The 18299-nt window shown below is 65.8% G+C and carries 13 protein-coding genes; 7 read left to right on the top strand and 6 right to left on the bottom strand.

Translation table 11 applies throughout. The features are described from left to right. The first annotated feature begins 101 nt into the window (after nt 1-101). From MUG96_RS09985 to MUG96_RS09975, 3 genes are all read left to right on the top strand, one after another. Complete coding sequence (locus MUG96_RS09985; protein ID WP_246982161.1) at nt 102-278, top strand: hypothetical protein; 177 nt, start codon at nt 102-104, stop codon at nt 276-278. A 63-nt stretch (nt 279-341) separates the two neighbouring features. Beyond that, complete coding sequence (gene ligA / locus MUG96_RS09980; protein WP_246982159.1) at nt 342-2000, top strand: ATP-dependent DNA ligase LigA; 1659 nt, start codon at nt 342-344, stop codon at nt 1998-2000. 54 nt (nt 2001-2054) lie between these two features. Beyond that, the gene (locus MUG96_RS09975) at nt 2055-2801 is read left to right on the top strand and encodes an MBL fold metallo-hydrolase (RefSeq protein WP_246982157.1); all 747 of its coding nucleotides are present in this window, start codon (nt 2055-2057) and stop codon (nt 2799-2801) included. Nucleotides 2802-2811: 10 nt separating this feature from the next. On the opposite strand, the gene MUG96_RS09970 is transcribed toward MUG96_RS09975, so the two are convergent. Genes MUG96_RS09970 through MUG96_RS09960 form a run of 3 tightly spaced genes read right to left on the bottom strand, consistent with a single transcriptional unit; the run spans nt 2812 to nt 6616 of the window. Continuing rightward, a complete protein-coding gene (locus MUG96_RS09970; protein ID WP_246982150.1) occupies nt 2812-3066 on the bottom strand; it encodes a hypothetical protein in 255 nt (84 codons plus the stop codon). Nucleotides 3067-3125: 59 nt separating this feature from the next. Continuing rightward, entirely contained in the window at nt 3126-4223 is a 1098-nt protein-coding gene (locus MUG96_RS09965) for a DNA topoisomerase IV subunit A (RefSeq protein ID WP_246982148.1), read from the bottom strand. Nucleotides 4224-4225: 2 nt separating this feature from the next. After that, nucleotides 4226-6616 (bottom strand): DNA topoisomerase VI subunit B, encoded by a 2391-nt coding sequence (locus tag MUG96_RS09960; RefSeq protein WP_246982146.1) that lies wholly within the window; start codon nt 6614-6616, stop codon nt 4226-4228. A gap of 212 nt (nt 6617-6828) precedes the next feature. Here MUG96_RS09960 and gyrB point away from each other — a divergent pair, with 212 nt between their 5' ends. Together gyrB and gyrA are read left to right on the top strand one after the other, a co-directional pair. Further along, complete coding sequence (gene gyrB / locus MUG96_RS09955) at nt 6829-8808, top strand: DNA topoisomerase (ATP-hydrolyzing) subunit B (RefSeq protein ID WP_246982144.1); 1980 nt, start codon at nt 6829-6831, stop codon at nt 8806-8808. A gap of 1 nt (nt 8809) precedes the next feature. Further along, entirely contained in the window at nt 8810-11308 is a 2499-nt protein-coding gene (gene gyrA / locus MUG96_RS09950) for a DNA gyrase subunit A (RefSeq protein WP_246982142.1), read from the top strand. 10 nt (nt 11309-11318) lie between these two features. On the opposite strand, the gene MUG96_RS09945 is transcribed toward gyrA, so the two are convergent. Together MUG96_RS09945 and MUG96_RS09940 are read right to left on the bottom strand one after the other, a co-directional pair. Beyond that, nucleotides 11319-12683, bottom strand: coding sequence for a type IV pilin domain-containing protein (locus MUG96_RS09945; protein ID WP_246982140.1), 1365 nt, complete (start codon nt 12681-12683; stop codon nt 11319-11321). 57 nt (nt 12684-12740) lie between these two features. Then, on the bottom strand, nt 12741-14558 hold the full coding sequence (locus MUG96_RS09940) for an acyl-CoA dehydrogenase family protein (protein ID WP_246982139.1): 1818 nt from the start codon (nt 14556-14558) through the stop codon (nt 12741-12743). 190 nt (nt 14559-14748) lie between these two features. Between MUG96_RS09940 and MUG96_RS09935 the strand changes: the two genes are divergently transcribed. Then, nucleotides 14749-15552 carry an enoyl-CoA hydratase/isomerase family protein gene (locus MUG96_RS09935; protein WP_246982137.1) on the top strand — a complete coding sequence of 268 codons (804 nt, stop codon included), beginning with the start codon at nt 14749-14751 and terminating at the stop codon, nt 15550-15552. Between the two features lie 82 nt (nt 15553-15634). Then, nucleotides 15635-16519, top strand: a complete 885-nt coding sequence (locus MUG96_RS09930) for a beta-keto acid cleavage family enzyme (protein ID WP_246982135.1) — start codon at nt 15635-15637, stop codon at nt 16517-16519. A gap of 25 nt (nt 16520-16544) precedes the next feature. Here MUG96_RS09930 and MUG96_RS09925 read toward each other — a convergent pair whose 3' ends face one another. Next, a complete protein-coding gene (locus tag MUG96_RS09925; RefSeq protein ID WP_246982133.1) occupies nt 16545-18122 on the bottom strand; it encodes a DUF7407 domain-containing protein in 1578 nt (525 codons plus the stop codon). Nucleotides 18123-18299: the final 177 nt, after the last annotated feature.

Below are 18299 nucleotides of genomic sequence, written 5' to 3'. Positions count from 1 at the left end.
CCGCTGTACTGCGAAGTGACTATATCTATTTAAAGACCATTATGTATTTCATACTACACCAAGCTTTATATACCAGTCTCCCCCGTGTCTTGTCGAGGACAATGGAATCGCGACTGTATCGAGGGACGCTCCTCGCGCTGTACCAGTTCAGCCTGCTACTCGGCATCACGCTGCTGCCCATCGCGCTCGTCGCGCGGCAGTTCGGCGTGGCACTGCCGGTTCACTGGATGATAACCCGACTCGGCGAAGCCTACGAGGAGACTGCCGAACAGGCCTGAGCTATATTTCGGTACCGGTTCCGGTCGGACGATTTAATCCCCTCGGGGCGCTACGACTCGCCGATGGAGTTCGCCGCGTTCGCCGACCGGGCCGCAGAAATCGAGGCCGAATCGGCCGATCTGGAGATCGTCGATCTGGTGACCGACCTCTTTCTGACCGCAGGGGACGACCTCGCTACGGTCGCCCGCTTCGTCCAGGGCCGGGTCTTCCCGGCACACGACTCGACGACACTGGACATCGGTCCCTCGCTCTGTTACGCTGCCATCGCTCGCGCGGCCGGGCGGAACGTCTCCGCGGAGGACGTCGAGGACCGCGTCGCCGAGACGGGCGAGATCGGCGCGGTGGCTGCCAGTTACGGGTTCGGCGGCCAGCAGGGACTCGGCGCGTTCGGCGGGGACGGCGAGGGTGGGGCCGACCCGTTGACCGTCGGCGAGGTCGATGCACGGCTCCGAGAGCTGGCGGCGGCCGCGGGCGAAGGGAGTCAGGACCGGAAGCTCGACGTCCTCTTCGGGCTATTCAATCGCTGTGACCCCGACGAGGCGCGGTATCTCGCACGGATCGTCCTCTCCGAGATGCGGATCGGCGTCGGCGAGGGGACCGTCCGTGACGCCGTCGCCGGGGCCTTCGACGTGCCGGTCGAGGCAGTCGAGCGCGCCCTGCAGGTGACGAACGACTACGGACTCGTCGCAGAGATCGCACGGGACGAAGGGGAATCCGGACTCGCGGCCCAGCACCTCGAAGTCGGCCGCCCGGTGCAGGCGATGCTCGCACAGGCTGGCAGCGTCACCGACGCACTGGAGGACTGGGACGCGGCGGCGGTCGAGACGAAGTTCGACGGCGCACGCGTCCAGGTCCACTACGACGGGGAGACGGTGTGGCTGTTCTCCCGGAACATGGAGGACGTGACCGACGCGTTGCCCGAACTCGTGACCTTCGTCGAGGAGTCGCTGACGGTCCCGGCCATCCTCGACGGGGAGGCAGTCGCCGTTGACGACGACGGGAACCCACAGCCGTTCCAGGAGATACTGAAACGGTTCCGCCGGAAACACGACGTGGCGAAGGCCCGCGAGGAGGTCGCGGTCGAACTCGACGCCTTCGACTGTCTACACGCCGACGGCGAAGACCTGCTCGACGCGCCGCTGACCGAGCGCCACGACCGCCTCGTCTCGGTCCTCGACGCCGGCATCGCCGAACTCCGCGTCACCGACGACCCCGACGAGATCGCCGACATCGAGACCACGGCGCTCGAAGCCGGCCACGAGGGAATCATGCTCAAGGACCCGGACTCGACGTACTCACCGGGGCGGCGCGGGAGAAACTGGCTCAAACGCAAGCCCGACGTGGAGACGCTGGACCTCGTCGTCACCGGTGCCGAGTGGGGAGAGGGTCGGCGCGCGGAACTGCTCGGCACCTTCGAGGTGTCGGTGCGGACCGACGACGGGTACGCGACGGTCGGCAACGTCGCGACGGGGATTACCGACGAGGAACTCGCCGACCTGACCGACCTGCTCGACGCGCACGTCCGGGCCGAGGACGGCAAAACGGTCGACATCGACCCCACCGTCGTCTTCGAGGTGGGGTACGAGGAGATTCAGCCGTCCCCGACCTACGATTCGGGGTGGGCGCTTCGCTTCCCGCGCTTTGTCGGCGTCCGCGACGACAAAGAACCCGCGGACGCCGACGCGCTCGACCGCCTCGAACGGCTCGCGGCCGAACAGTGACCGGCCGGCGTCGCCCATCCCTGACTTTTTGAGCGCCGCCACCGAGGGGTCGGTATGACCGTTCGACACCGCGACCTGCGCGTCGACTGGCTCGGGTACGCGACGCTCCGCATCGAGGCCGCGGACGGCCCGACCGTCTACCTCGACCCCGGCCGCTACGGCGTCCTCACCGGGGAGTGGGAGTCCGACAGCGAGGACCACCGACACCCTCCGGCACGGGACTACCGGCCCGAGGACGGCGACCTCGTCTGTGTCAGCCACGTCCACCACTACGACCCGGACGGCATCGACCGCGTCGCGGCCGACGACGCCACAGTCGTCGTCCACGAGGCGGTCCACCACAGCGAGACCGACCGGGACGTGACGCCCGTCCGGGACCTGCCCTACGACACACGGCGGGTCGACGACGAGACGGACACGGTCGTCGCCGACGTGGTCCTCCGGACGACGGCGGCGTACAACCACCCCGACGGCCCGCGGACTGACGGCTCGGGGACGCCGATACACCCCGAGGGGACCGGCTGTGGGTTCCTGCTCGATTTCGACGGGACGTCGGTGTTCTGGCCCGGCGACAGCGACGTGCTGGAGGGACACGCGGAACTCGACGTCTCGCTGTTTTGCCCCTCGATCAGCAGTTCGTTCACGATGGACCGCCACGACGCCGCCGACCTCGCGGCGCGATTGGACCCCGGACTCGTCCTCCCCATCCACTACGATACGTTCCCGGCACTCGAATCGGACGCCGACGCGTTCGTCGTCGACGTGGCCGCGCGTGGCGTCCCGGTCGCCCTCGACTGCTGACCGGCGTCGCTCACAGCAGGACCGACAGCGCGACGACCACCAGCACGAGCAGTGTCAGGACGACCACGACACGAAAGGCGAGCGAGACGAGCGGCCCGTCCGACACGAGCTGGCGCTCGGAGGGGTCCAGCAACATCCGCCGGGCCTGCTCGACGGTCCCGCGGTCGTCGGGTGGCGTCCGCTGGCGCTGGTCGGCGGAGCCACAGACACAGACGCCAGGGTCGTGATCGTGGACGCGGCCACACTCCCGGCACTCCCAGCGCATAGAGTGAGTAGAACCCCCTCGCTGAAACGCGTACCGGGCGAGTCGGGGGCCGACCCGACTCAGATAACGCCCATCTCGGTGAGTCGCTCCGGGAGGTAGGTGTCGGTCACGAAGTCGAGGCCGCGGGAGGCCAGGCTCTGCTGTTCGGCCTTCTTTCCGATGTCGAGCTGGAGCTCGATCTGCTCGCGCCAGTAGTCGGTCTGGAACCGCGGGTCCTCCAGTTCCGATTCCAGGGCGTTCACGTCCGAATCCGAGAGCGGATCGGTCGGGAGGTCGTACTCCACGATGTCGGCGGGCTGAATGCCGATGTACCGCGCTTCGGGTGTCGCGAGGTACTCCGAGAGGTGTGCGGACTTGATCGAGCCGTAGGCGACCGAGCCGTAGATGCGGTAGGACCACGGGTCGCCGTCGGCGAACACCGTCACCGGCAGGTCGAGTTCGTCGTGCAGCCGCTTGATCAGCCGGCGGGTCGCCCGCGCGGGCTGGCCCTTGAGGTGGACGATCAGGGCGTCGTACTCCTCGTCGAAGCCGTTCTCGACGAGCCGGTCGCGCATCCCGCCGGTCTCCACACAGAGGACGAACTTCGCGTCGTTTTCCAGGAACTCGATGGTGTCGGGGTCGTTCGGAATCTGGTAGCCGCCCTCGCCCACGTCCTCCTGGCAGTGGATCTCGCGCTCGCCGCGGCGTGTCTGCTCGCGGATGAGCAGCGGGCCCATGACGGTCGCGCCGGACTCCTCGGGGCGCATGTGGAACTCCTCGCGGCGCACGTCGGAGACGATCTCCAGGTCCTCGATGAGCTGGTTCGACTCGTCCTGCCCGTTGAACTGCGCCTCCTCGTGGTCGAACGACTCGCTGAGGTAGTACAGTTCCCGCAGGGTCGAAGAGCGGTCCTCCTCCAGTTGCTGGGCGAGGAAGTCGATGACGTAGATGGCCTTCAGGAGCTTCTGGGCGCCGCTAACGGACTTGGCCGACCGGGTGCTCTGCCGGTCGCCGTACACCCAGACGCCCTTTTCCTCGTCGTACTCGATGTTACTCTTCGTCCGGGTCGGGATGGACATCGTCGGAACCTCGCCCGACTCGAACTGGTCGTAGAACTCCGCGGCGAGGTCGATCAGCCGTTCGCGCGCGTCGCCGTCCGTGTCTGTGTCAGTACTCATAGTTAGGCGTCGATGGTCAGTTTCTCGTCTTCGATGCCCTCGACCGAGACCTCGAACTCGGCGTCACCGTTCAGCTCGTACTCCAGGGCGGCCCGGTCACCGGCCGAGACCGTCGGTTGCCACTTCACGAAGTACTCGCCGTCCATCTCGACGACGTTCGCACCGTCCACGTCGCCGGGGTCGGCCGAGACGATGTCGGTGATTTCGAGGTCGGCGTTCGTCGAGGCGTTGTTCTCGACGACGAGTCGGACCGCGTCGTCGCCCCGTTCCCGCTCGACGAGGACGTTGTTCATGATCCGGGCCAGCGAGTCGTCGATGTGCAACTCGCCTTCGCCGGTCACGTCCGCCAGTTTCTCGGCCATCGCCGGCAGGATCGTCGCCAGCTTGTCCTGTTTGTGCCGGCGTTTCTCCATCGACCGGCGCTTCTTGAGGAAGGACTTGAGGTCGCGTGCCGACTCCCGGATGGCCCGTTCGATCTCGTCTTCGATCTCCGGGATGTTCGCGACGGCGTCTTTCGACTCGCTCGTGAACGGCACGTTCGTCGAGGCGACGTGGACCATGATGACGACCGGCCCGTTAGGGATGCCGGTCCCGCCTGGCTGGTCGAGCTTGTAGTTGCGCCAGTTGATGCGCTTGATGACGTCCGTGATGGCACAGGCGCCGCGCTGGTAGACCAGCGGGACGCGGTTGGCGAAGCGCATCACCTGCGCCTTGTCGCCCTCGGGGAGGTCGCCGCCGTAGGCGATGCCCGCCTCGACGATGAACGGGTCACCGCCGTGGACGGAGGCGTCCCGGGTCGTCGAGGAGTAGAAGTCCGCGTCGAACTCCTTTTCCAGCCCCGCGAGCACGAGTTCGTCCGTGATGGGCGAGAGACAGTCCGTCGGCGGAGCGATGATGTCCGTCGCGCGCATCGCCTCCAGTAGTTCGCTGGCGGCGTCGCGGTCGGTCTCGATGTCGCTCACCTTCGGCGGGTCGTCGGGGACCGTCTCCATCAGGTCCCAGATGGCGTCCGTGACGTTCTCGCGTGCCGTCTCGCCGAAGGTCGCGTCGTCGTAGTCCTCGGTATCCTCGGCGGATTTCTCGACGTAGCCCGCGAGCGTGCCGTAAGGCACCCGGTCGCGGGGGTCGTCGTCACGGTTCTCGAACTTCGCCGCGATGCGCTCGGCCAGCCCCTGAACGTGGGCGTCCTCCTTCCGTTTCGTCGTCGCCTCGTCGACGAGGGTGTAGATGTCCGCCGTCCGTTCGGCGGTGATGGCCTCCCAGGCGGCCGCGACGGCGTTCTCCCGCACCGTGTCACCGAAGGACTTGTCGTGTGTCTCCTCGATGTCCTCGGCGATCTCGTCCACGACGGCGACGACGTGGTGGTGGGCGATGCGGTCGCGACTGCCGAGTTCGTCGGCGACCTGTCCGGCGAAGTCGGCTGTCGCCTCGGCACCCTTGTTCGAGACGGCTTCCGTGACGGCCGACTCGATGTCGGCCTCGGAGTGCGGTTCCGGCGGTCGCCACGTCATCTCCCGGCCGAAGTGACGGTCCCGGAAGTTGTCGATGACGCTGCCGGCTGTCTTCCCGCCGACGCGAGTGAACTCGTTTTGCAGGAACCCGGAGACGGAGTAGGAGTCGGTCGCCTCCAGCATCTTCTGGAGCGTCCCGAGTTCGACGCCGTGGGGGTGGGGCCTGATCTCCTCGGTTTCCGCGGGCAACTGATCGGTCGCGCGCTCGTACTTGAAGTGGGCGTCCGGCTCCCGGAGTTCGATACGGGCGTGCGGGTTGACGACCGCCGTGTGTTTGATGTAGTCGTGGAGCTGCTGGCGGGCGCGCATGTTCCCCTCCATCTCCAGTTCGATGCGAGTGCCGTGCGGTCGGTCCCAGGACGTCGTCGACTCCGCGTCGATTTCCGGTTCGTTCGTGTCGGTGTCGATGATCAGTTCGAAGTACTGGGCCTCGTCGCTGCCGTGCGTGCGGCTGGTGATCTTCGGGGGTTTCCCGCTCGTCAACTGGGAGTAGAGGACGGCCGCGGAGATGCCGATACCCTGCTGGCCGCGGTTCTGCTCGCGCTTGTGAAATCGGGAGCCATAGAGGAGTTTCCCGAAGATCTTGGGAATCTGTTCGCGGGTGATTCCGGGGCCGTTGTCCTCGACGACGAGGCGGTAGTAGTCGTCGCCTTCCTCGATCTCGACGTAGATATCGGGGAGGATGCCGGCCTCCTCGGCGGCGTCGAGCGCGTTGTCGACGGCCTCCTTGACGGCGGTGACGAGGGCCCGGGCACCCGAATCGAACCCGAGCATCTGACGGTTCTTCTCGAAGAACTCGGCGATGGAGATGGAGCGCTGATCGGCTGCCAACTCCTCGGCGATCCCCTCGCCCTCGCCGAGCGTCGACTGAAAGGAGGTCATTCTCTGTGCCTTTCTACCCCCGGAGGGTTTATTAGTTGCACGCCAGCGGAGTGAAAGTGGAGCGGACACCTGTGATGCTCCACGGCGTGAGTCGAGGGTTCAGCGGACGAGAGCGGACGCATTGCCCCGGAGAGCGGCCACAAGAGCCGTACGCGCGCGCGAGCGTGCGGGGGTTTTATCAGTACCCGTATCTTACCATCGAGTAGAATTTCATGTCTCAGGAGTCCGATTACGGCGCCAGGCAGATTCAAGTCCTGGAAGGGTTGGAGGCCGTCCGGAAACGGCCTGCGATGTACATCGGCTCGACGGACACTCGTGGACTCCACCATCTCGTCTACGAGGTCGTCGACAACGCCATCGACGAAGCTCTCGCAGGGCACTGTGACAGTATCGAGGTGACGATTCACGAGGACCACTCGGTGTCGGTCAGCGACGACGGCCGCGGGATTCCGGTCGACACCCACGAGGAACACGACAGGCCCGCCCTGGAGGTCATCATGACCGTCCTGCACGCCGGCGGGAAGTTCGACAACAAGTCCTACCAGGTCTCCGGTGGGCTCCACGGCGTCGGCGTCTCCGTGGTCAACGGCCTCTCGAAGTGGCTCGAAGCCGAGGTCAAGCGCGACGGCGCGGTCTGGAAACAGCGGTTCGACCACGGCGAACCCGAGTACGAACTCGAACGGGTCCGCGACATCGACCCCGACGAGGAGACGGGTACGACGATCAGGTTCTGGCCCGACGACGAGGTCTTCGAGACGACCGACTTCGAGTTCTCGACGCTCCAGTCGCGGCTCCGTGAACTCGCATTTCTCAACTCCGGCGTCGAGATCACGCTCCGTGACGAGCGCGACGACTCCGGGGTTGCCTTCGAGTACGAGGGCGGTATCAAGGAGTTCGTCGAGTTCCTGAACGAGACGAAAGACCCGCTCCACGAGGACGTCATCTACTTCGAGGATAGCGCGGAACTGAGTTCCGCGGACCATTCGAGCGGGCAGGGCCCGCGAGAAGACGAGGCGGACATAGAGGACGGCGTCGTCCAGTTGGAGGTCGCTATTCAGGCGACGAACGAACTCCAGGGGTCGATCCACGCCTTCGCGAACAACATCAACACACGCGAGGGTGGGTCCCACCTCACAGGGTTCAAGACCTCGCTCACGCGGGTTATCAACGACTACGCGAGCGACCACGACATGCTCGCCGACCTCGACGAGAACCTCAAGGGCGAGGACATTCGCGAGGGGCTGACGGCCGTCATATCGATCAAACACCCCGACCCGCAGTTCGAGGGGCAGACGAAGACGAAACTCGGCAACAGCGAGGTCCGGGGCATCGTCGAGAGCGCGATTCACGAACGGCTCGACACCTACTTCGAGGAACACCCCGACACGGCCCAGGCGATCATCTCGAAGGCCGTCGAAGCCGCGAAGGCCCGCAAGGCCGCGAAGAAGGCCGAGGAGCTGACCCGACGGAAGAACGCCCTGGAGAACACGGCACTGCCGGGCAAACTGGCCGACTGCCAGACCAAGGACCCGACGGAATCGGAGCTGTTCATCGTCGAGGGCGACTCCGCGGGCGGGAGCGCAAAGCAGGGCCGAAATCCGGAGTTCCAGGCCATCCTGCCGCTGGGCGGGAAGATCCTGAACGTCGAGAAACACCGCCTGGACCGGATTCTGGAGAACGACGAGATCAGGAACATGATCACGGCCATCGGGACGGGCATCGGCGACGAGTTCGACATCGAGGACGCCCGCTACCGGCGGATCATCATGATGACCGACGCGGACGTGGACGGGGCTCACATCCGGACGCTGCTTCTCACGCTGTTCTACCGCCACATGAAGCCGCTCATCGAGGCGGGGTACGTCTACGCCGCGCAGCCGCCCCTGTATCGGGTCCGGTATCGCGGCGAGACCTACGACGCGATGACCGAACAGGAACGTGACCGGATCGTCGAGGAGAAATGTGACGGCAACCCCACGCAGGTCCAGCGATTCAAGGGACTGGGCGAGATGAATCCCGAGCAGTTGTGGGACACGACGATGAACCCGGAGAACCGGTATCTCAAACAGATCACGATCGACGACGCGGCGGCGGCGGACAAGATGTTCTCGGTGCTGATGGGCGACGCCGTCGGGCCGCGCAAACAGTTCATCAAGGAACACTCGCCGGAAGCCGAGTGGGTGGACATATAGTATGAGTTCGGACTTACCAGACGCTCCGGACGAGCAGCCCGCGGCGCCGGCCGCGAACGTCGAGCGCGTCCGGGTCGAAGACGAGATGGAGCAGAGCTACATCGACTACGCGATGAGCGTCATCGCGGGCCGTGCCCTGCCGGACGTCCGGGACGGTCTCAAGCCCGTCCACCGGCGCATCCTCTATGCCCTCCACGAGATGGGAGTCAGTTCGGGCAGCAGTCACCGCAAGTCCTCGTCCGTGGTCGGGGAGACGATGGGTGACTACCACCCACACGGCGACCAGGCCATCTACGACACGCTCGTGAACATGGCCCAGACGTTCACGATGCGGTATCCCCTCGTCGACGGCCAGGGGAACTTCGGGTCGATGGACGGCGACCCTGCTGCGGCGATGCGGTACACGGAGGCCCGGATGGCCCCCATCGCCGAGGAACTGCTCGAGGACATCGGGAAGGACACCGTCGATTTCACCTCGAACTACGACGACCGGCTGACCGAGCCGGACGTCCTGCCGGCGGCCTACCCCAATCTGCTGGTCAACGGCTCGACCGGCATCGCGGTGGGGATGTCGACGAAGATTCCGCCCCACAATCTCGGCGAAGTCATTGACGCGACGGTCCACCTCATCGACAACCCCGACTGCGAGGTCGAGGACCTCATCCACCTCGAGTCGAACCCAGGTCCGATCAAGGGGCCGGACTTCCCGACGGGCGCGAACATCGTCGGCCACAACGACGTCCACAAGGCCTACAAGACGGGACGCGGTCGCGTGACGGTCCGCGCGGAGTACGAAATCGACCGGGAGGAAGGCAGGATCGTCGTCAGCGAACTCCCCTACCAGGAGAACAAGGCCCGCATCGTCGAGCGGATCGCCGAGGACGTGAACGAGGGCAAAATCGAGGGGATCAGCGACCTGCGCGACGAGTCCGACCGCGACGGCGTGCGTATCGTGGTCGAACTCAAACGCGGCGCGAACGTCGACGTGGTCGAGAACCAGCTGCTCGAACACCACCTCGAGTCCACCTTCGGCGTCATCAACCTCGCGCTGGTCGACGGCCAGCCGAAGGTGCTCAACCTCAAGGAGACCCTGGCGGAGTACGTCAGCCATCGGAAAGAGGTCGTCCGCCGGCGGAGCCAGTTCGAGCTGGACGAGGCCGAGGACCGCGCGCACATCCTCGACGGTCGGCTGACGGCCGTCCAGAACGCCGAGGACGTGATCGAGATCGTCCGCGACGCCGAGGACCGCGACGCAGCCAAGGAAGCCCTCAAAGCCGAGTACGAGTTCTCGGAGGAGCAGGCGGACCACATCGTCCGGATTCAGATCGGGAGCCTCACCTCGGCGGAGGTCGGCGAGATCGAGACCGAGTACGAGGAGGTCCAGGAACGCATCGACCGCCTCGAAGAGATCCTCGGCGACGAGGAGGAACTGCTCGACGTCATCAAGGACGAACTCCGGGAGATCAAAGACGAGTACGCCGACGAGCGGCGGACGAACTTCGTCGCGGATTCCGGCGAGGTCACCCACGAGGACCTCATCCCGGAGCAGGACTGCGTGGTCGTCATCACCGACGAGGACTACATCAAACGGATGCCGGTCGCGGACTTCGAGCCCCAGGGCCGGGGCGGCAAGGGCATCATCGGCGCCGACCCGAAGGAGGGCGACAGGGTCGCCAAGGTGTTCCGCGCGAACTCCCACGACTACCTCCTCTGTTTCACCAACCGCGGGAAGGTCTACCGACTCAAGACCTACCAGGTGCCGGAGATGTCACGGACGGCGCGTGGCAACCACATCCGGAACGTCATCGAGGGGATCGACGACGGCGAGGAGATCACCGCGGTCGTCAACACGGACGACTTCGGCGCCGACGAGTGCATCACGATGGTCACCCGCGATGGCTACGTCAAGCGGACCTGCTGTGAGGAGTTCGAGAACATCCTCTCGACGGGCATCATCGCGGCGAGCCTGGAGGACGGCGACGAACTCGTCGACGTGGAAGTGACCGACGGGACCCGTGATCTGGTGATCGCGACCCGGAACGGCATGACGATCCGGTTCGCCGAATCCGAGGTCCGTCAGATGGGGCGCAACGCCCGCGGCGTCGGCGCGATCAAACTCCAGGACGGCGACGCCGTGGCGGGGATGGTCGCGACGGACGACGACGACCGCTCGCTGCTGACCGTCACGAAGAACGGCTACGGCAAACGGACGAAACTCGAGGAGTACAGTCGACAGAGCCGCTACGGCAAGGGGCTCATCGACATCAAGACCGAGGGCCGCAACGGGCCGGTGACCTCGGTAAAGGGTGTGAGAGACGACGACCACCTGATGGTCATGAGCGAGGGCGGTCAGATCATGCGGATTCGCGCTGGCGATATCTCCACGGTCGGGCGGAACACGATGGGCGTCACGATCATGGAGGTCGAGGAGAACGACCGCGTCGCGAGCGTGACGGTCGTCCCGGTAGCGGACGATACCGAGTCGGCGTCCGAGGAGTAGGCGTCCGGTTTCAGGCGTCCGGCCCTTCGTACGCGGCGAGTGTGGCCGCGGAGTCCCCGTCCTGCCAGACGAGTCTGATTTCGCCGTCGCTGCGGAAGCCGACGGTGACCCGGTCGCCGGCGGCGACGGCGGGTTCCCCGTCGGTGCGCGAACTCGTGGAGCCGCGCCACCGCCCGGGCCCGGTCATGTCCGCGCCGCTGGCGCTCGTGAACCCGGTGCCCCGGACGTAGAGGTTCGCGGCCGCGATGGTGTCCCCGCCGTCGTGTGTTATCGTCACGGTCTCGGCGGACGAGTCGTACTCGAAGGAAAACGAGGCCACCGGCGTCGGCCGCTCCGTGGACCCCCCGAGTCCGAGGACGAACGAGCCGACGACTGCCGCGACGATGGCGACCACGGTCCCGACGTCGCCGGCCGTCGACACGGTCACCTCGGCGCCGTCCTGGGAGACCTCCGTGCTCTCGACGGCTTCGAGGAGTCTGTCGACTATCTCCTCGCCGCTCGGGCCGAATGACGACTCGCTCTCGATCTGGTTCTCGAGGGTGGTCAGCCCGCCCTCGATCACGTCGGCGACGTTCTCGGCGCCGTCCGCGTCGTCGGTCGTCAGCGTGACCTGGAACGCGGTGTCGCCCGCTGCGATGGAGCCGTACCCGGACTCGACGTTCTCGAAGACCGAGATGTCGAACTGGCCGCTGGACTCCGCCGGAACCAGCTCGTCGCTCACCGTGAACGCGAAGCGGAGATAGCCGTCCCGCGCGTTCTCGTAGGCGGACCGGACCTCGCCGCCGACGGGGTCGGCGTCGCCGTTGTGAACGTCGACGGTCGCCTCGACGATGTCCTCGCTGCCGATGGCGTACGTGCCGTCCTCCAGAACGCCGATCAGGTCGCCATCGTCGCCCTCGTAGATCGTCGTTCCTTCGTAGGAACCTTCATCCAGGTCGGCGGCACCCTCCTCCGCGGCGTCCGTGAGGTCGTCTTCCGACCAGTCGGTCCAGACGACGGCACCGAACGAGTCGCTCGCTCCGGCCTCCCCGAACGTTATCAGTTCGTTCAGTCCGCGGGGGTCGAGGCCGGTTTCGGACTCGATCTCGTCGAGCGCGTCCTCGATCGAGTCCGGGCCGCCGCTCCCGCCGGTCGCCGAGGCGAACGTATCGATCTGTTCGTTGACGCTCTCTCTGACGGTCTCGTCGTTCAGAAAGCCGGACACGTCGGCGTACAAAACCGTCGTGGCGTCCGCGGGGACCGCCTCGATTCGGCCTCCACCGGACCCGTCGCCGAGAATGCCGAGACAGCCGGAGAGACCGCCGGCCGCGGCGAGACCGCCGAGTGTCGCACCGGTTTTCAACACTGTACGTCTGGAGGGCGTCGGTTCGGGCATACCCCTACGTCTGCGAGCGTGTCCTATAAATATCGGTGTAGTTGCAGGGGGTGACGGTCAGTCGTCGGCGGGCGCGGTATCGACGAGCGCGTCGGGGTCGACGGGCGCGAAGGCGACGACCTCCTCGAAGTACTCGTCGGGGAGTTTCTCGCCGTCGGTGATGCCGCGGGCCTCGGACTGCCGGAAGCGCGTCTCGACGAACCACTCCGCGACGAGGGCCTTCCGTGCGTTCTCCTCGTCGTCGATCTCGTCCTGTGCGCGTTCGAGCAGGAGCGTCGCCGTCACCACGTCGAATATGTAGTCGGCGAGTTCCTTGGCCTCGTGCTGGGCGTAGTCCGGGTCGCCGGTGGCGAGGCTCACCATCGCCGCCTGCAGCGACTCGAACTCGGATTCGACGGTCTCGGCGAGCGATTCGAGGTGGGGGTGCTCGACGGCGTCCAGGCGCTCGCGGACGAACGGGAACAGTGCCTCGTGGGATTCCTCCTTTTCCAGGACGCGGAGGACGTCCAGCGAGAGGATGTTGGACGTCCCCTCCCAGATCGGCGTGACCTGGGCGTCACGGAGCAGCCGTTCGGTGACGAACTCGCGAACGTAACCGTTCCCGCCCTTGACTTCCATCGCGTAGGAGGCGGTGTCGACGGCCAGCCGCCCGAGCTTGTACTTGGCGATGGGGACGAGCAGTCGCATCAGTTTGTACGCCCGCTCCTCGCCGATGTCGTGGACCTCGGTGTCGGAGCGCTCGTCGTCGGCGTCGGCCTCGTAGCGCTCGTAGCGGTCGTAGATGCGCGATGCCTCGTAGACGTACGCCGAGGCGGCGTCGTAGTCGGTCTGCATGTCCACGAGGTCGCGTCGCATGAGCGGGTACTGGTCGATGGTGTCGCCGAAGGCCTCGCGGTTCGCGGCGTAAATCTTCGATTCGAGGAGCGAACGGCCCATGATGCCGAGCGACCCGCCGGCGTTCGTCAGTCGCTCGAAGTTCAGCATCGCGGTCATGTACTTGAACCCCTTTTCGGGTTCGCCGACGAGGTACGCCTCCGCGCCCTCGAACTCGACTTCGCCGGTCGGGACCGCGATGGTCCCCATCTTGTCCTTCAGCCGGCGGTAGACCTGGTCGTTCAACTCTCCGTTCCGCTTGGTGTGGGGGACGATGAAAAGCGAGAGGCCGTCGGTTCCCTCGGGGGCGTCCGGCCGGCGTGCGAGCGCCAGCGTCCCCTCGGCGTCGATGTTCGAACAGAACCACTTCTCGCCGTGGAGTTCGTACACGTCTTCCTCGTCCGTGGGTTCGGCGCGGACCTCGTTCGCGCCGACGTCGGAGCCACCCTGTTTCTCGGTGAGGAACATCGCGCCCTCGACGAACGCTTCCAGGTCGTCGGTCGTGAGGTGGTCGAGGTACTCCTCGCAGTACTCGTTGTCACCGAACTTGTCGAGCACGATAGCCGCGCCGGTCGTCATCGAGACCGGACAGACGAAACCCGCGTCGACGTAACAGAGCAGGTTCTGCATCGCCAGCGTGTGCTGGAGGCCAAGCGGTTCGTCCCGTCCGTCCGGCGCCCGCCAGGCGTCCGAGACGATGCCGCGCTCGTAGGCGAGACGGTCGTTCTCCAGCTGGAGCGGGTGATACTGTACGTCGTTGACGACGTTGCCGTCCTTGTCGTACGTCCGCAGTTCGTGGCCCTCCTTGTCGACGCGGTCGGCGTTATCGGCGATCTCGTGTCCGACCACCTCACCGAAATCGGCGAGTTTCTCTTCCGCCCACGCGAACTCGTCGTCGGGGTACAGCCGCTCGACCTCGTCCCGGAAGGTCGGGTCGAGCTCCCAGTAGTTGACGTGCCGTCCCTCCTCGTACTGTCCGTAGTCGAGTGGCTCCCCTGTCATACCCCCGTGTTCCTCGGCAACACACATAAAGACACAGCAAACTCGTTGTCGGTTGTAGGCTGATGGAACGAGTCGCTGACACCTATCCCGGTCGATACGATGACGGAGGCCTGGGCTCGAATGAACTCCCGACGGGTTCCTCCGCGTCCGAAATACTCATGTGACGGGGTTTCGCACGTCACGTAGTCACATGGGAGATGGAACCGACCTGTCCAACGAGGACCTCGACGTGACGGTGAGCGACGACGGGCTGGAAGTGCGGGCGACGATAGACCGGCCCGAGGAACGGAACTCGCTGAACGACAACGTTATCCTCGGTCTGCTGGAGGCGCTGGAATACGCCGACGAGGGCGACGCGCGCGTGTTCGTCATCCGTGGTGCCGAGGGAACGTTCTGCTCGGGCGGCGACCTGAAATCGATGGCCGGGGTCTTCGGCGAGGGCTCGCAGGCCTACCGCGAGCAGTTCCAGGGGCTCGCGGTGCTGGTCGAGGCGATGGTCGACGCGAGCGTGCTGACCGTCGCGGCCGTCGAGGGGTACTGTCTCGCCGGCGGTCTCGGCCTCGCGGCGGCCTGTGAGTTCGTCGTCGCCGACGGGGACGCGACCTTCGGCCTCCCCGAGGTGGACATCGGTCTGTTCCCGGCCCAGGCCATGGCGCCGATCATGCGCGCCGTGAGCGAAAAAGCGGGGCTCAAACTGCTGTTCACTGGCGAGTTCGTCGATGCGGACGAGGCCGAACGGATCGGCATCGCGACCGACGTGTACGACGACGAGTTCGAAGAGGCGCTCGACGACCTCGTCGACGACCTCGTCAACAACAGCCCCGTCATGATCGGGATGGGCAAGGAGGCCTACTACACCCAGCGGGACATGGGCTTCGGGGAGGCACTGACCTACCTCAAGGAAGTCATCTCGCTGATCGCGATGAGCGAGGACACCGAGGCGGGCATCAACGCCTTCCTCATGGACGAAGAGCCGGAGTGGAAGGGGCGATGAGCCACGGCCCACGACAGCGGCGAACGCGGACGACCGGCGGAACGACCACGACCGACGCGACGCGAGACCACGACACAGGACGATGACTTACGAGAACCAGGAATCAGTCAAGGGGAATCATCCGGACAGAGCGATCATCTCGGCGGCGCTGACGGGCGCGCTGACGACTCGGGACCAGTGCGAGGCGATCCCGTACACCCCCGCAGAGATCGCGGAGGAGGCCGCCGCAGCACGGGAGGCCGGCGCTGCAGTGGCCCACATCCACGCCCGCACGGAGAACGGCTCGCCGACGTTCTCGGACGAGACCTACCAGGAGATCTACGACGAGGTCCGGGACCGGACGGACATCGTCATCAATTTCTCGACGGGGGCGCTCCACGAACCCGTCGAGGAGCGAACGAGCTACATCGAGTCCGTCCAGCCGGACATCGCCGCGCTGAACATGGGGTCGATGAACTACGCGAAGTACTCGGACGACCGCGACGACTTCGTGTTCGACATGGTGTTCGAGAACCCCTTCGAGGAAATCCGGGAGTTCCTGCGGACGATGCAGGAAAACGGGGTCAAACCCGAACTCGAGTGTTTCGACACCGGCCACATCGGCAACACCCGCCCGATCCTGCAGAAGGGCGAACTCGACCCACCACTGAACTTCAGTCTCATCATGGGCGTCCTCGGCGGCATTCCGGCGACCGTGGAGAACCTCGCCCACCAGGTCCGGCAGGTGCCCGACGACGCGAACTGGCAGGTCATCGGCATCAGCGAGGACCAGTGGCCGCTCGTCGCCGCCGCGCTCGCGATGGGCGGCAACGTCCGCGTCGGATTGGAGGACAACTTCTACGTGAGCGAAGGCGAGATGGCAGAGAGCAACGCCGATCTCGTGGAGAAGGCCGCGCGGATGGCGCGTGACGTGGGCCGCGAGCCGGCGACGCCCGAGGAGGCGCGTGAAATCCTGCGGCTCGACTGAACACGGCCGGCGAGCGGCGCGTCCGTCACCAACGGCGGAACCAGCCCAGGCCGAACACGAGGAGGAGCGACACGAAGAGGGGCACGAGGAGGGCAAAGCCGAACCCCGGGCCCGACGCCTCGGTCGGTCGTGCGGTTGGCTCCTCCGCACCCCACGTATCGCTCACGTTCAGCTGGCCAGCGCGGACGCCGTCGATGGCGATGGTCCCCTGGCGGGCGGGGAACTCGATTCGGAGTGTTCGCCGAGTGTCCGGGGAGAGTTCGACGGTCCTGGTCGCCACCTGATCGCCGTCGAGGGTCACCGCGAGCGTCTCGGTCGCCGGCCGGTCGCCGGGGTTGACCACGGTCGTCAGCACCGTGGCGTCGTACCCGCGTTTCACCCAGTCGGCCGGGAGCCGCGTCTCGACGACTTCGACGCGGCTTTCGCCGCCAGTCGATTCCAGGACCGTCACGTTGCCCACCCGCTCGGAAGCGACGGTGACGGTATAGAGACCGGTCTCGTCGAAGGCGTGCTCGAACGCCACGGCTGCCGACTGGTTCGCGTCGAGCGAGAGGGGTTCCGAGGCAACCACGCGACCGTCGACCCCGAGCGCAACTTCGAACCTCCCCGCCCGGTCACCGAGGTTCCGCAGCCGGGCGGTCGCTTCCACGGGATGTCCAGTCTCGACCCGCGTCTCGTCGAGAGACGCCGCCGTGAGCGCCAGGTCCGCTGACCCGGTCGCTGTCGTCGGTACGTCGGTCGCTGTCGTCGGTACGTCGGTCGCTGTCGTCGGTGCGTCAGTCGCAGTCGTCGCCGAGACATCGTTCGACGACGAGAAATCCCCGTCTGACGAGCCACTGTAGGGGTCCTTGGCCGTGACTGGATCCGACGGCGGTGGTTCCTCGGTAGCTACCGAGGGGGCCTCCGTCGAAGTGGTCGCCGCCGTGGTCGAAGACATCGTGGTCTCTGTCTCTGGCGGGGACGTGGTCGCTGTCGTCGCCCTCGCCGTCGAGGTATCTGTCTCCATTGGTGTCTCGCTCGGTGTCGAAGACCCCGTAGTTGTCGTCGAGGTGTCCGTCTGCATCGGTGTCGGCGACGGCGTTGGGGTCGGTGACGAGGTTGAAGTGGGCGTGGATGTCGGCGTCTGTGTGGCGGTCGGAGAAGGTGTCGGCGTGTCGGTCGGAGAAGGTGTCGGCGTGTCGGTCGGAGAAGGCGTCTGTGTGGCGGTCGGAGAAGGCGTCTGTGTGGCGGTCGGAGAAGGCGTCGCAGTCGTTATCGGAGTACCGTCGAACTGGAGGTCTTCAGCTTCTCTATCGTCGTCCTCGTCGTCCTCGCCATCCTCACTATCTTCCTCCTCGGTTTCCTCGTCATCTTCGCCGTCCTCGCTGTCTTCATCTTCCTCGTCATCTTCGCCGTCCTCGCTGTCTTCATCTTCCTCGGTTTCCTCGTCATCTTCGCCGTCCTCGTCGTTGCCGCATCCGTTATCCCGGTCGGAGGGGTCTTCGTTTTCGGCACAGCCCTGGTCGAGGTCGTCCTTGTTATGAGCGATAGCGTTACCCGAAACCACGATGGGAGCTAACACGACGGCGACCGAGAGAACGACGACGAAGACCCGGTGCCTCATTACGCGAACGTGGCCGCTCGCGGTGTATTGTTATCCCCCTCCCAAACTCGGGTAACGCTGTCGTACCAGCGAGCGGTCGTGAAATTGGTGAAGGAACCCTATTCCTCATCGCATCGCACGGACTCTCGATAGCATCCCGGTTGTAAGTCTCTGCTACCCTCCGTCGCGGGGCGTGGT

This window comes from Halorientalis marina, assembly GCF_023028345.1.
Taxonomy (GTDB): Archaea; Halobacteriota; Halobacteria; order Halobacteriales; family Haloarculaceae; genus Halorientalis; species Halorientalis marina.
Note: the sequence above shows the minus strand (reverse complement) of the source record. Positions and strands in the feature narration are given on the sequence as shown.